The sequence below is a fragment of the Variovorax sp. GW821-FHT09D04 genome (assembly GCF_059416405.1).
Genome location: NZ_JBWKPA010000006.1, coordinates 57465 through 71012, shown reverse-complemented (window position 1 = coordinate 71012; position 13548 = coordinate 57465). Strand labels below are relative to the sequence as shown.

The window sequence follows — 13548 nt, the reverse complement described above, 5'->3', positions numbered from 1 at the left end:
TAAACAGCGGGTGAGGGGGCGCCCGCGGTCAGCTTTTCGTCGGGTTCGACCGTTAAGATTGTTAACCCTCTCCCGGAACCTTCCCTTGCGACTCCCTGCCCGCCCGAACGGCCGCATCGCGGCCTTCCTGCTGTCATGCCTGTGCCTGACAGCCTTGGTGACCCTCCCCGCCGCGGCGGCGCCGCCGGCCCCTCCACCGGTTTTCGTGCTCAATTCGCTGGACGCCAGCGTGAGCGTGATCAACCCGGTCGACTGGACCGAGAAGCAGCGCATTCCCACCGGCAAGGAGCCGCACCACATCTACATGACGCCCGACGAGAAGTCGGTCATCGTGGCCAATTCGGCGGGCGATTCGCTCACCTTCCTGGACCCGCGCACGGCCGAGGTGCAGCGCGTGGTGTACGGCATCATCGATCCGTACCAGCTGCAGTTCTCGCGCGACATGAAGTGGTTCGTCACGGCGGCCAACCGCCTGAACCACGTCGACGTGTACCGCTGGGACGGCAAGGACCTGAAGCTGGCCAAGCGCATCGCCACCGGCAAGACGCCCAGCCACATCTGGATCGACAACACCAGCACGGTGGCCTACGTCACCATGCAGGACAGCGACGAGCTGATCGCGGTCGACCTGCCGACGCAGACCGTGCGCTGGCGCATGGCCACCGGTGCCATGCCGGCCGACATCTTCGGCGCCCACAACGACAAGACGCTGCTCGTGGGCCTCACCGGCAGCGACGGCGTGCAGGTGTTCGACGTGGCCGGCGCCCAGCCCAAGCTGGTCGGCAAGATTCCTACCGGCAAGGGCGCCCACGCCTTCCGCTCGGCGGGCGACGGCAAGACCGTGTTCGTGAGCAACCGGGTCGCCAACACCATCAGCCGCATCGACCTGACCACGCTGAAGGTCGTCGCCACCTACAACGTGCCCGGCGGCCCCGACTGCATGGACGTGTCGGCCGACGGCAAGACGCTGTACGTGACCTCGCGCTGGGCCAAGAAGCTCACGGTGGTCGATCTCGCGAGCCAGAAGGTCGTGCGGCAGATCAACGTCGGCCGCTCGCCGCACGGCGTCTGGACCCTCGACCATGCCAAGCGCATCTGAGCGCGTGCGCGGCTTGCGCACCGTCGGGGTGGCCCTCGCCGTCGCGACACTGGCCTGCGCCACCGTGCCGGCGACCGGGGCGCAAGAAGCTGCGGCCTGCGACAAGCCGGTCTACCTGACGCTGGACACCGGCCACATGGGCATCGCCCCGCTGGTGGCCGACGTGCTCAAGCGCCAGGACGTGCGCGTCACCTTCTTCGCCGCTGCAGAGCGCACCCAGACCGACGGCGACAGCCTGGACGACCACTGGGCGCCGTGGTGGAAGGCGAGGGCGGCCGAAGGCCACGAGTTCGGCTCGCACACCTACGACCACGCCTACTGGCGCGGCGACGTCAAGGGCACGCCGCCCAGCTTTCGCATCAAGCCGTCGGCCGGCCCGCAGACCGGCAAGGAGTCGGTCTGGAGTGCGGCCCAGTACTGCGCCGACATCCGCAAGTCGTCCGACCGGCTGGCCGCCATCACCGGCAAGAAGCCGCTGCCGCTGTACCGCGCGCCGGGCGGCAAGACCTCGCCCGCGCTGCTGGCGGCCGCGAAGGACTGCGGCTACGCGCACGTGGGTTGGTCGCCCGCCGGCTTCCTGGGCGACGAGCTGCCCAGCGAGGCGTTCAGCAACCAGAAGCTGCTGGCCCAGGCGCTGGCAGGCATCCGCCCCGGCGACATCCTGCTGGCGCACCTGGGCATCTGGTCGCGCAAGGACCCGTGGGCGCCCGCCAACCTGGAGCCGCTCATCGTCGGCCTGAAGGCCAAGGGCTTCTGCTTTCGCACGCTGCGCCAGCACCCGGACTACCGCGCCTGGATCGCCTCCCATCCTTGATTCCTGAGTTTTCGCCGTGATCGACTGGTTGACCGACGTTTTTTCCGCCATGCAGGGCTGGCTCTTCGAGACCGCCGTGCAGCCGCTGGTGTACGCCATCGGCCTGGGCGGCTGGGCCGAGGACGCCTTCGACGCCACCGGCTGGCTGCTGGTCGGCGTGATCCAGATCCTCGTGCTGCTGGCCGTGATCGGCCCGCTGCAGCGCTGGCGCGCGGTCGAGCCCGTGACCGACCGCCGTGCCATCCGCATCGACGTGCTCTACACGCTGATCCACCGGCTGGGCCTGTTCCGGCTGGCGCTGTTCTTCACGCTGCAGCCGCTGTTCGACGACCTGCTCGGCAGCCTGCGCATGGCGGGGTGGGGCACCTTCCACCTGGACGAGGCCTGGCCCGGCGTGACCGACGTGCCGTGGGTGGCTTTTGCCATCTACCTCGTGGTGCTCGACTTCGTCGGCTACTGGATCCACCGCGGCCAGCACCAGTTCAACTGGTGGTGGAGCCTGCATTCGCTGCACCACTCGCAGCGCCAGATGACGATGTGGAGCGACGACCGCAACCACCTGCTGGACGACGTCATCCACGACACGCTCATCGTCATCGTGGCGCAGCTGATCGGCGTGGCGCCGGGCCAGTTCATCGCCGTCGTGGCCTTCACCCAGCTCAGCGAGAGCCTGCAGCACGCCAACCTGCGGCTGAGCTTCGGCGCCATCGGCGAGCGGCTGTGGGTCAGCCCGCGCTTTCACCGGCTGCACCACAGCATCGGGCTGGGGCATGAGTCGCACGGCCGGAGCACGCTCGGCGGCCACAACTTCGGCGTGCTGCTGCCCTGGTGGGACATGCTCTTTCGCACCGCCAACTTCGAGAACCGCTACGACCCGACCGGCATCCGCGACCAGGTCGAGCCCGGCGCCGACGGCCGCCCGCGCGACTACGGCCAGGGCTTCTGGTCGCAGCAGTGGCTGGGGCTGAAGCGGCTGTTCGGCCGCGCCTGATCCGCCCGCAGGCCCGGCGGCGGGCGGGCCGGGGCCTTGCGCTATCCTCGAACCTCATGCGCCTGCTCCTCGACTCCTTCTGGCGCGCGGTGGCCTATTGCATGCTCCCGCGCGTGATCGTGCTGTCGCTCCTGCCATTGGCGCTCATGGTGCTGCTGGCCGCGGGGCTCGGTTACTTCTACTGGGACGCGGCCGTCGCCTGGACGCGCGAGGCCCTCGACGCCTGGCCGCTGCTGTCCAGCTTCTGGGCCTGGATCGGGCGCCTGTTCTCCAGCGACGTCACGGCCGCGCTGGCGCCGCTGGTGGTGGTGTTCGGCGTCACGCCGCTGATCGTGGTGCTGTCGCTGCTCATCGTGGCCGGCTTCATGGCGCCGGCGCTCACCAAGCTCGTGGCCGAACGGCGCTTTCCCACGCTCGAACAGAAGAAGGGCGCCTCCTTCTTCGGCAGCGTGCTGCGCTCGCTCGGCGCCACGGTGCTGGCGCTGATCGCGCTGGTGGTGTCGATGCCGCTGTGGCTCATTCCGCCGCTGGTGTTGATCCTGCCGCCGCTGATCTGGGGCTGGCTGACCTACCGGGTGATGAGCTTCGACGCGCTGGCCGAGCACGCCAGCCCCGAAGAGCGCGTCGCGCTGCTGCGCGCCCACCGGTTGCCGCTGCTGTGCATCGGCGTGCTGTGCGGTTACCTGGGCGCCGCGCCGAGCATCGTCTGGGCCTCGGGCCTGCTGTTCGCCGCCGCCTTCTTCGTGCTGGTGCCGATCGCCATCTGGATCTACACGCTGGTCTTCGCTTTCTCCGCGCTCTGGTTCGCGCACTACTGCCTGGACGCCCTGACCCAGCTGCGCGCCCAGCGCGCGGCGCAGCAGCCCGCGGCCGGCAGCGGCGACGCGCAGCAGCAGGCGCTCGAGGCGGCCGAAGCCACCGAGGCCAACAAGGCCGCTCTTTCTCAATGGAGTTCTCCATGACACGCGCATTCGGTCTCATCGTCGTCGGCGACGAGATCCTTTCCGGCAAGCGGGCCGACAAGCACATGGCCAAGGTCATCGAGCTGCTGGCCGCGCGCGGCCTGCAGCTGGGCTGGGCCGAGTACGTGGGCGACGAGCCCACGCGGATCACCGCGGCCCTGATGCGCGCCTTCGCCTCGGGCGACATCGTGTTCTCGACCGGCGGCATCGGCGCCACGCCCGACGACCACACCCGTCAGTGCGCCGCCCAGGCCCTGCGCGTGCCGCTGGCGCTGCACCCCGAGGCCGAGGCGCTGATCCGCGAGCGCATGCAGGACACGGCCCTGGAGCAGGGCGTGCCCTACGAACCCGACCGGCCCGACAACATCCACCGCCTGAACATGGGCGTGTTTCCGCAGGGCGCGTCGATCATCCGCAACCCGTACAACAAGATCCCGGGCTTCAGCGTCGAGCACGTGCATTTCGTGCCGGGCTTTCCGGTCATGGCCTGGCCGATGATCGAGTCGGTGCTCGACAGCCGCTATGCCGATCTGTTCACCCGCAACGCCATCGCCGAGAAGTCCGTGATCGTTTTCGGTGCGATGGAAGCCACCCTCACGCCGCTGATGCAGGCCATCGAGCAGGCCCATGCCGGCATCAAGGTGTTCAGCCTCCCCAGCGTGGATCACCCGCAGTACGGGCGCCACATCGAGCTGGGCGTCAAGGGCGACCCTGCGAAGCTCGATGCCGCCTATGGCCAGCTGATCGAAGGTCTGCACACCTTTGATGCGAAGCTAGGCCTCGAATTGGTGCGTTAATCTGCATTGCACCAATTTGGTGATTTTTTCCTTTTCCGGCAGCCCCTGGGCCGTCACCCGGGCCTCATCCGGCGGGGTGACAATGGCACAGAAACTGCATCCTCCCGTCCCTGTATTCCTAACCACCATCCAACTCAGGAGAAACTGATGGCAAAGACCGTCGCCGATGTACTCAAGCTCGTCAAGGAAAACGAGGTCAAGTTCGTCGACTTGCGCTTCACCGACACCCGCGGCAAAGAGCAGCACGTGACCGTGCCCGTGTCGCACTTCGATGAAGACAAATTCACCTCGGGCCACGCGTTCGACGGTTCGTCCATCGCCGGTTGGAAGGGCATCGAAGCCTCGGACATGCAGCTCATGCCCGACCCGAACACCGCCAACATCGACCCCTTCTTCGAAGAAACGACGCTGATCCTGACCTGCGACGTGATCGACCCGGCAGACGGCAAGGCCTACGAGCGCGACCCGCGTTCGCTCGCCAAGCGCGCCGAGGCGTACATGAAGGCTTCCGGCCTGGGCGACACCGCCTACTTCGGACCGGAACCCGAATTCTTCGTGTTTGACGGCGTGCGCTGGAAGAACGACATGTCGGGCTGCTTCGTGAAGATCGAGTCCGAAGAAGCCTCGTGGAACACCGACAAGGAGTTCGAGCACGGCAACAGCGGCCACCGTCCCGCAGTCAAGGGCGGCTACTTCCCGGTGCCCCCGGTCGACAGCTTCCAGGACATGCGCTCGGAAATGAGCCTTGTGCTCGAATCGCTGGGCATCCCGGTCGAAGTGCATCACCACGAAGTGGCCAACGCCGGCCAGCTCGAAATCGGCACCCGCTTCAGCACGCTGGTGCAGCGCGCCGACTGGGTCCAGCTGCAGAAGTACGTGATCCACAACGTGGCCCACGCCTACGGCAAGACCGCCACCTTCATGCCCAAGCCCATCGTCGGCGACAACGGCTCCGGCATGCACGTGCACCAGTCGGTCTGGAAGGACGGCAAGAACCTGTTCGCCGGCGACGGCTACGCGGGCCTCTCGGACTTCGCGCTGCACTACATCGGCGGCATCATCAAGCACGCCCGTGCCCTGAATGCCATCACGAACCCCGGCACCAACAGCTACAAGCGCCTGGTCCCTGGCTTCGAAGCCCCGGTGAAGCTGGCCTACTCGGCCAAGAACCGCTCGGCCTCGATCCGCATCCCGTTCGTGGCCAACCCGAAGGGCCGCCGCGTCGAAGCGCGCTTCCCCGATCCGCTGATGAACCCGTACCTGGGCTTTGCCGCGCTGCTGATGGCCGGCCTGGACGGCGTGGAAAACAAGATCCATCCGGGCGAAGCCGCCAGCAAGGACCTGTACCACCTGCCGCCGGAAGAAGACGCGCTGATCCCGACCGTCTGCCACAGCCTGGACCAGGCCCTGGAGCACCTGGACAAGGACCGTGCGTTCCTGACCAAGGGCGGCGTGTTCACCGACTCGTACATCGACGCGTACATCGACCTCAAGATGCAGGAAGTCACGCGCTTCCGCATGGCGACGCACCCCGTCGAGTTCGACATGTACTACTCGCTGTAAAAAGCGCCACAACGAGCCCGCCCCGGCGGGCAAGTAAGACAAAAGGACGGCCCCGGCCGTCCTTTTTCCTTGGTGCGGAACACCCTGTCGTGAGCGGGCCCGAATTGCATCAAAATGCGCGTTTGTCGCGCCCTCTCCGGATCCAAATGAAGACTGCTTCCCTGATTTTCCTGGCCGCCGCCTCGTTCGCCACCGCCACGGCGGCGCTCGCGCAAGAGCGCGTCTGGCGCTGCGGCAACGAGTACACCAACAACGCGACCGTGGCCCAGCAAAAGGGCTGCAAGATCATGGAAGGCGGCAACGTCACCGTCGTGCAGGGCACGAAGCCCTCGGGCGGCGGTGGTGGCAGTGCGTCGTCGTCGGGCTCGGGCGGTTCGGCCGCGCGCGCCCCGGCGGGCAGCCCGCGCGTCGAAGGCGTCGACCAGCGCGCCCGCGACGGCGAGGCGCGTTCGGTGCTCGAGGCCGAGCTGCGCAAGGCCGAGGCCCGCCAGACCGAGCTCAAGAAGGAATACAACAACGGCGAGCCCGAGAAGCAGGGCAGCGAAGGCCGCAACTACCAGAAGTACCTCGACCGCGTGGCCGAGATGAAGGCCGAACTCGCGCGCAACGAGAGCGACATCGCCGGCATCCGCCGCGAAATCGGCCGCCTGCCCGGCAAGCCGCAGGCGCAGTAAGCGGCGCGCAGTCCATGGTGTTCGGCAAGAAGGCGACTGGCGCCAATCCGCGCTTTCGCGCCTTCGACCTCTTGTCCACGCTGATCGCGGTGGTCAACAGCGACGGCTCGGTGCTGTTCGCCAATGCAGGCCTCGAAGACGCGCTGGGTACCTCGCGGCGCACGCTCGAGGGCTCGCAGTTCGGCGCCTGTTTCCATGAGCCGCAGGTGCTGCGCACCGCGCTCGACGGCGCCAGCAGCAACGACTTCGCCACGCTGCGCTACGAGGCCTTTTTGCGGCGCGTGAACCACGAGCTGATGCCCGTGCAGGTCACGCTCGCGCACGGCGACAAGAAGGGCGAGCTCATCATCGAGATGTCGCCGCTGGAGCAGCAGGTGCGCCAGGACCGCGAGGAGCGCCTGATCGACCAGGCGCAGGCCAACAAGGAACTCATCCGCAACCTCGCGCACGAGATCAAGAACCCGCTGGGCGGCATCCGCGGCGCGGCGCAGCTGCTGCAGATGGAGGTCGAGTCGCGCGACCTCATCGAATACACCCAGGTCATCATCCACGAGGCCGACCGGCTGCAGACGCTGGTCGACCGGCTGCTGGCGCCGCACCGCCGGCCGCACGTGGTGGGCGACGTGAACATCCACGAGGTGTGCGAGCGCGTGCGCTCGGTCATCCTGGCAGAGTTTCCGCGCGACCTGCACATCGAGCGCGACTTCGACGTCTCCATTCCCGAGTTCCGCGGCGACCGCGAGCAGCTCATCCAGGCCACCCTCAACATCGCGCACAACGCGGCGCAGGCCCTGGCCGAGCGCCGCGCGGCGGGCGATGCGCAGATCACTTTCAAGACCCGCGTGGCCCGCCAGGTGATCTTCAACAAGCAGTGGTATCGATTGGCACTGGAATTGCATGTCATCGACAATGGACCGGGTGTGCCGGACACGATCAAGGACCGCATCTTCTATCCGCTCGTTTCGGGCAGGGAAGGTGGGACCGGGCTGGGACTGACGCTTGCGCAAACTTTTGTGCAACAGCATCACGGCGTGATCGAGTGCGACAGCGTCCCGGGCCGAACCGATTTCAAGATATTGATTCCGCTGCCCTAGCGCAGCCCCGGCAACAGAGGAGATGCATGAAGCCGATCTGGATAGTTGATGACGACCAATCGATACGCTTCGTGCTCGAGAAGGCGCTGCTGCGCGAAGACCTGCCCACGCGCAGCTTCACGAACACACGCGAAGTGCTGGCCGCGCTCGAACAGGCCGAAGGCGACGAGCAGCAGGGCCCGCAGGTCCTAGTGAGCGACATCCGCATGCCGGGCGGCTCGGGGCTCGACCTGCTCGACAAGATCAAGGCCAAGCACCCCGGCCTGCCGGTCATCATCATGACCGCCTTCTCCGACCTGGACAGCGCGGTCTCGGCCTTCCAGGGCGGCGCCTTCGAGTACCTGCCCAAGCCCTTCGACCTGCCGCGCGCCGTGGAACTCATCCGCCGCGCCGTCGACGAAAGCCAGCGCGAAGAGGTGTCCGAAGAGCGCATGGTGGCCGCGCCCGAGATGCTCGGCCAGGCGCCCGCGATGCAGGACGTGTTCCGTGCCATCGGCCGGCTGTCGCAGAGCAACGTCACGGTGCTCATCACCGGCGAATCGGGCTCGGGCAAGGAACTCGTGGCGCGTGCGCTGCACAAGCACTCGCCGCGCGCCAACGGCCCCTTCGTGGCGATCAACACCGCCGCCATTCCGAAAGACCTGCTCGAGAGCGAACTCTTCGGCCACGAGCGCGGCGCCTTCACCGGCGCGCAGACCATGCGCCGCGGCCGCTTCGAGCAGGCCGAGGGCGGCACGCTGTTCCTCGACGAAATCGGCGACATGCCCTTCGACCTGCAGACGCGCCTCCTGCGCGTGCTCAGCGACGGCCACTTCTACCGCGTGGGCGGCCACAACTCGGTCAAGGCCAATGTGCGCGTCATCGCGGCCACCCACCAGGACCTCGAGCAGCGCGTGAAGCTCGGGGGCTTTCGCGAAGACCTGTTCCACCGCCTCAACGTGATCCGCCTGCGCCTGCCGGCGCTGCGCGAGCGCGGCGAGGACGTGCCCGCGCTCACGCGCCACTTCCTGCAGCAGAGCGCGCGCCAGCTGGGCGTCGAGCCCAAGCGCATCTCCGATGCGGCACTCGCCAGGCTTGCGGCCTTCAACTTCCCGGGCAACGTGCGCCAGCTCGAGAACATCTGCCACTGGCTGACCGTGATGGCGCCCGCGCAGCTGATCGAGTCGAAAGACCTGCCGCCCGAAGTGATGGCGGGCAGCGGGGCGGACGTGCATGTGGCGGTGGCCGAGGTGGCGGCGCCCGTGCAGGCTGCAGCGCCGTTGGCCGTCGAGCGCGATGCGTCCGCACCGGTGGTCGCGGCCCCCGAGGCGGTGCCAGGCGCCCCCGCCGGCCCCAGCGCCTGGGAAAGCGGCCTCGAAGCCGAAGCTCAGGCGCTGCTCGCCGCAGGCCGCACCGACGTGTGGGACGTGCTTACGCGCCGCTTCGAATCGCGGCTCATCCTCACCGCGCTGGCCAACACGCGCGGCCGGCGCATCGAGGCGGCCCAGAAGCTGGGCATCGGGCGCAACACCATCACCCGGAAAATCCAGGAACTCGGTATCGAATGAAAAGGCCCTCCCAGGGCCTTTTTTTATTACCGGCTGCGTTGGCCCAAAGTCAGCGAGTCCAGCTGGAAATTGCCGCTCTTGTCCCAGAGCCAGGTGTCGACATACGTGTGACCGCCCAGCTTGCCGGGGCTCGGCAAGGGCGAGGTCGCCTTGACCAGTTCCGCGATCATCGGCGGCACCTCGGGCGCATGGCTGGGCACGCGGCTGAAGGTGACGTTGGTGACCTTGCCGTTCGCATCGATCTCCGTCTCGACCACCACCACGGCGTACACCAGCGGCGGAATCTTGCCCTTGTAGATGCGGCTGGCGTAGGCCTTGTAGATGTGGCGCGCGCCGGTCTTGCGGTAGGTGCGGATCGCGGGCGTCTGCGCGGTGATGAGCCGCACGGTCGGCACGTCGCGGCTGCCTTCGGTGGCGGTTGTGCCGCCGGGCGATGTGCTGCCTGTGCCGCTTTCCGATCCACCACCCGGCTTCAGGACCGAGCAGGCGGCCAGTGCGAGCGCCGCGGCGGCGATCGCGGCAGAACGGGCAAGGCGTGCGGCGATCGGCGTCGTCATGGCCGTCAGGCGCCCGCGCCGAGTTCGAGCACCACCGGGGCGTGGTCGCTCGGCTTTTCCCACTTGCGCGGCACGCGGTCGATGACGCAGCTTTTCACCAGCGGCCGCAGCGGCTCGCTCACGAGGATGTGGTCGATGCGCAGGCCGCGGTTCTTCTGGTAGCCCAGCATGCGGTAGTCCCACCACGAGAAGCTTTTTTCGGGCTGCTCGAACATGCGGAAGCTGTCGGTCAGGCCCAGGCCGAGCAGCGCCTTGAAGTGGTCGCGCTCTTCGGTCGTGTGGTGGATCGTTTCCTTCAGGCCCACGGGGTCGAAGCTGTCGCGGTCTTCGGGCGTGACGTTGAAGTCGCCCAGCAGCACGAGGTTCGGGTGCGCCGCGAGTTCACGCGCGATGTAGTCGTGCAGCGCGTCGAGCCACTTCATCTTGTAGGCGAACTTCTCGCTGCCCGGCTCCTGGCCGTTCACGAAGTAGCCGTTCACCACGCGCAGCGGGCCCGAGGGCGTCTCGATGGTGGCGGCGATCACGCGCGACTGCTCGTCGGCGAAGTTCTCGATGTTCTTCACCACGTCGCGCACCGGCGCCAGGCTGAGGATGGCCACGCCGTTGTAGGTCTTCTGACCGAACACCGCGGCCTCGTAGCCGGCCGACTTCAGCACCTCGAGCGGAAACTTGTCGTCGGTCATCTTGAGCTCCTGCAGGCACAGCACATCGACCGGGTTGGCGATGAGCCAGTCGAGCACATGCTGCAGGCGCGCGGTGAGGGAGTTGACGTTCCAGGTGGCGATTTTCATGAGGGCTCTGCGTATTCGGTTATCGGGTGGCGGTCGTGCGTTCGCAGCCGGTCGGTGAGGTCTCTGTGCAGGCGAAGGAAGTGGCCGCGCCCAGACCCGGAAGGAAGGCGTGTCGGCAGCGAGACCGCGACAGTGATTTCCATCGCGGTATTTTGCCTCGCTGGATCGGGATGCCGTGTAAGCGAAGGCGAGGGGCGCGGAACCGCCGACCCGCCCGCCGGCGCTAGGGCTGAAGGTACCAGCCCAGCTCACCCTGCAGGAACTGGGCGGCCTCGGGCGGCAGATCGTCCGAATCGAAGAAGCTCGCCACGGGCCGCTCGACCACGATGCGCCCCGCGTGCAGGTAGGCCACGCGCGTGGCCAGTCGCTTGGCCTGCCCGAGGTTGTGCGTGCTCATCACGATCGTCACGCCGCTGTGGGCGACTTCTTCGATGAGGGCCTCGATCTCGTTCTTGGCGCCGGGGTCCAGGCTGGCCGTGGGCTCGTCCAGGAACAGGATGTCGGGCTGCAGCGCCCAGGCGCGCGCCAGGCCCAGGCGCTGCTGCTGGCCGCCCGACAGCGAACGCGCCGAGCGCTCGGCATGTTCGAGCAGGCCCACGCGCGCCAGCGCCAGGCCGCAGCGCTCGCTGCGCTCGGTGGCCGGCACGCCCGCCAGCCACAGGCCCACCCACACGTTGCGCCACACCGAGAGGCTCAGCAGGAACGGGCGCTGGAACAGCATGGCCGCGCGCGGCAGGCGGCCCTCGGGCCGCAGCGGCAGGCGCTCGCAGCGCCCTTCGCAGGGCAGCAGGCCGTGCAGCAGCCGCAGCAGTGTGGTCTTGCCCGAGCCGTTGGCACCCACGAGCACGAGCCGGTCGCCCCGGTGCAGGGTCAGCGAGGCCTCGTCCAGCGCGACCAGCGCGCCGAAGCGCACCGTCGCGCGCTCGAGCCGGATCAGTGGCACCGTGCCGACCGCGGCCGGCGTGTGCGAGGCGGGCGTGCGGCGCACCGCGCGCGGCTTCGCTGGCGGGGCGGTGCTCAGCGGACGCGTGGCCAGCCATTGCAGCAACCCGATGGCGCCGTTGACCGCGCCGACCACCGCCAGTAGCACGATGCCCAGCGCCAGGGCCAGCGCGAGGTCGCCCTTGCTGGTCTCCAGCGCGATGGTGGTGGTCATCACGCGCGTGACGCCGGCGATGTTGCCGCCGACGATCATCACGGCGCCGACCTCGGCGATGGCCCGCGCGAAGGCCGTGAGCAGCACGGTGGCCACGCCCATCCGGTCGTGCACCAGCATCAGCAGGGCGGTGGCCAGCGGCCCGGCGCCCAGCGAGCGCAGCTGGTCGCCGCCGTCGGCCAGCGCCGCCATCACGAGCCGGCGCGACAGCGCGGCGATCAGCGGCGTGACGAGCACGCTCTGCGCCACCACCATCGCCGACGGCGTGAAAAGAATGCCCAGTTCGCCCAGCGGCCCCGAGCGCGAGAGCAGCAGGTACACCAGCAGGCCCACGACCACGGCGGGCAGGGCGAGCAGCGTGTTCACCAGCCACACGGCCAGCGCATGCCCCGGGAACCGTGCCACCGCGAGCCAGGCACCCAGCAGCAGGCCGAACAGCGCGCCGATCAGGCAGGCCGTGGCGCTCACCTGCAGCGACAGCGCCGTGATGCGCACGAGTTCGGGGTCGGCGCCGGTGATGAGGTGCCAGGCCAGCGCCCAGCCTTCGGTCACGGTATTCATCGAAGGACGGCCTTCATCGCCAGCGCGAGGCCGTGCGCATTGCGCAGCTTGGCCCCGTCATCGACCGGCGCGCCGTTCACTGGCCCGCGTTCGGGAAGAAGAGCTGTTCGCCGCCGATCTTGTACGCGGCAATGGCGGCCTGCCCGTCGCGCGACACGACCCAGTCGGAGAAGCCTTGCGCCAGGTCCTTCTTCACGTGCGGGTGCCTGGCCGGGTTCACGACGATCACGCCGTACTGGTTGAACAGCTGCTTGTCGCCCTCGACCACGATGCCCAGGTCGGCGCGGTTCTTGAAGTTGAGCCAGGTGCCGCGGTCGGACAGCACGTAGGCGTTGGTCGACGCCGCGATGTTGAGCGCCTGGCCCATGCCGCAGCCGCATTCCTTGTAGCCGGCCGGCTTGGCCGCGGCCGGGTCGATGCCGGCGAGCTTCCACTGGCGCAGTTCGGCCGCATGCGTGCCGCTCTTGTCGCCGCGCGAGACGAAGCCGCCGCCCGTGGCGCCCAGCCGCTTGAGCGCCGCCGCGATGTCGTTGCCGCGCACGCCGGCCGGGTCGGACTTGGGCCCGATCAGCACGAAGTCGTTGTACATGACCGCGCGACGCGGCAGGCCGAAGCCTTCGGCGACGAATTTCTCTTCGGCGGGCTGGTCGTGCACGAACAGCGCGTCGGCGTCGCCGCGGCGCGCCATGTCCAGCGCCTGCCCCGTGCCCACCGCCACCACGCGCACCTCTGTGCCCGATGCCTTGGTGAACTGCGGCAGCAGGTGCTTGAACAGGCCCGACTGTTCCGTCGAGGTGGTCGAGGCCAGCACGATGAACTTGTCCTGTGCGTGCGCCATCGGGGCGAGCAGCGCGCCGGCGAGGGCGAGAAGGGTGAAGCGTCTGCGCGAAGCCATCGTCATCGTGTCAGTCCTCGAGAGTGAAAGAAAGAAGCGGTTCGGCC

Annotated in this window: 13 protein-coding genes; 9 read left to right on the top strand and 4 right to left on the bottom strand. The window is 68.2% G+C overall.

Features of this window, described 5'->3' with window-relative positions; all coding sequences use genetic code 11:
• Positions 1–85: 85 nt before the first annotated feature.
• The 9 genes from AC07O4_RS19235 (at position 86) to ntrC (ending at position 9541) form a co-directional block, all read left to right on the top strand.
• A complete protein-coding gene (locus AC07O4_RS19235; protein ID WP_495305359.1) occupies positions 86–1099 on the top strand; it encodes a YncE family protein in 1014 nt (337 codons plus the stop codon).
• On the top strand, positions 1083–1913 hold the full coding sequence (locus AC07O4_RS19230; RefSeq protein ID WP_495305358.1) for a polysaccharide deacetylase family protein: 831 nt from the start codon (positions 1083–1085) through the stop codon (positions 1911–1913). The genes AC07O4_RS19235 and AC07O4_RS19230 overlap by 17 nt, the downstream gene beginning before the upstream one ends.
• A 16-nt stretch (positions 1914–1929) precedes the next feature.
• Complete coding sequence (locus AC07O4_RS19225; protein ID WP_070059806.1) at positions 1930–2904, top strand: sterol desaturase family protein; 975 nt, start codon at positions 1930–1932, stop codon at positions 2902–2904.
• Between the two features lie 56 nt (positions 2905–2960).
• On the top strand, positions 2961–3866 hold the full coding sequence (locus tag AC07O4_RS19220; RefSeq protein WP_495305357.1) for an EI24 domain-containing protein: 906 nt from the start codon (positions 2961–2963) through the stop codon (positions 3864–3866).
• Complete coding sequence (locus tag AC07O4_RS19215; RefSeq protein WP_495305356.1) at positions 3863–4663, top strand: competence/damage-inducible protein A; 801 nt, start codon at positions 3863–3865, stop codon at positions 4661–4663. The genes AC07O4_RS19220 and AC07O4_RS19215 overlap by 4 nt, the downstream gene beginning before the upstream one ends.
• A 147-nt stretch (positions 4664–4810) precedes the next feature.
• Entirely contained in the window at positions 4811–6226 is a 1416-nt protein-coding gene (gene glnA / locus AC07O4_RS19210; RefSeq protein WP_062470904.1) for a type I glutamate--ammonia ligase, read from the top strand.
• A gap of 146 nt (positions 6227–6372) precedes the next feature.
• The gene (locus AC07O4_RS19205; RefSeq protein ID WP_062470907.1) at positions 6373–6900 is read left to right on the top strand and encodes a hypothetical protein; all 528 of its coding nucleotides are present in this window, start codon (positions 6373–6375) and stop codon (positions 6898–6900) included.
• Between the two features lie 14 nt (positions 6901–6914).
• On the top strand, positions 6915–7994 hold the full coding sequence (gene glnL, locus AC07O4_RS19200; RefSeq protein WP_062470910.1) for a nitrogen regulation protein NR(II): 1080 nt from the start codon (positions 6915–6917) through the stop codon (positions 7992–7994).
• A 26-nt stretch (positions 7995–8020) separates the two neighbouring features.
• Positions 8021–9541, top strand: a complete 1521-nt coding sequence (gene ntrC, locus AC07O4_RS19195) for a nitrogen regulation protein NR(I) (RefSeq protein ID WP_354347834.1) — start codon at positions 8021–8023, stop codon at positions 9539–9541.
• A 26-nt stretch (positions 9542–9567) separates the two neighbouring features.
• Here ntrC and AC07O4_RS19190 read toward each other — a convergent pair whose 3' ends face one another.
• From AC07O4_RS19190 to AC07O4_RS19175, 4 genes are all read right to left on the bottom strand, one after another.
• Positions 9568–10098, bottom strand: coding sequence for a hypothetical protein (locus tag AC07O4_RS19190; RefSeq protein ID WP_495305355.1), 531 nt, complete (start codon positions 10096–10098; stop codon positions 9568–9570).
• Positions 10099–10103: 5 nt separating this feature from the next.
• Positions 10104–10889, bottom strand: coding sequence for an exodeoxyribonuclease III (xth, locus tag AC07O4_RS19185; protein ID WP_139703613.1), 786 nt, complete (start codon positions 10887–10889; stop codon positions 10104–10106).
• Between the two features lie 223 nt (positions 10890–11112).
• Positions 11113–12606 carry an ABC transporter permease gene (locus AC07O4_RS19180; protein ID WP_495305354.1) on the bottom strand — a complete coding sequence of 498 codons (1494 nt, stop codon included), beginning with the start codon at positions 12604–12606 and terminating at the stop codon, positions 11113–11115.
• 76 nt (positions 12607–12682) lie between these two features.
• Entirely contained in the window at positions 12683–13507 is an 825-nt protein-coding gene (locus tag AC07O4_RS19175; RefSeq protein WP_495305353.1) for an ABC transporter substrate-binding protein, read from the bottom strand.
• Positions 13508–13548: the final 41 nt, after the last annotated feature.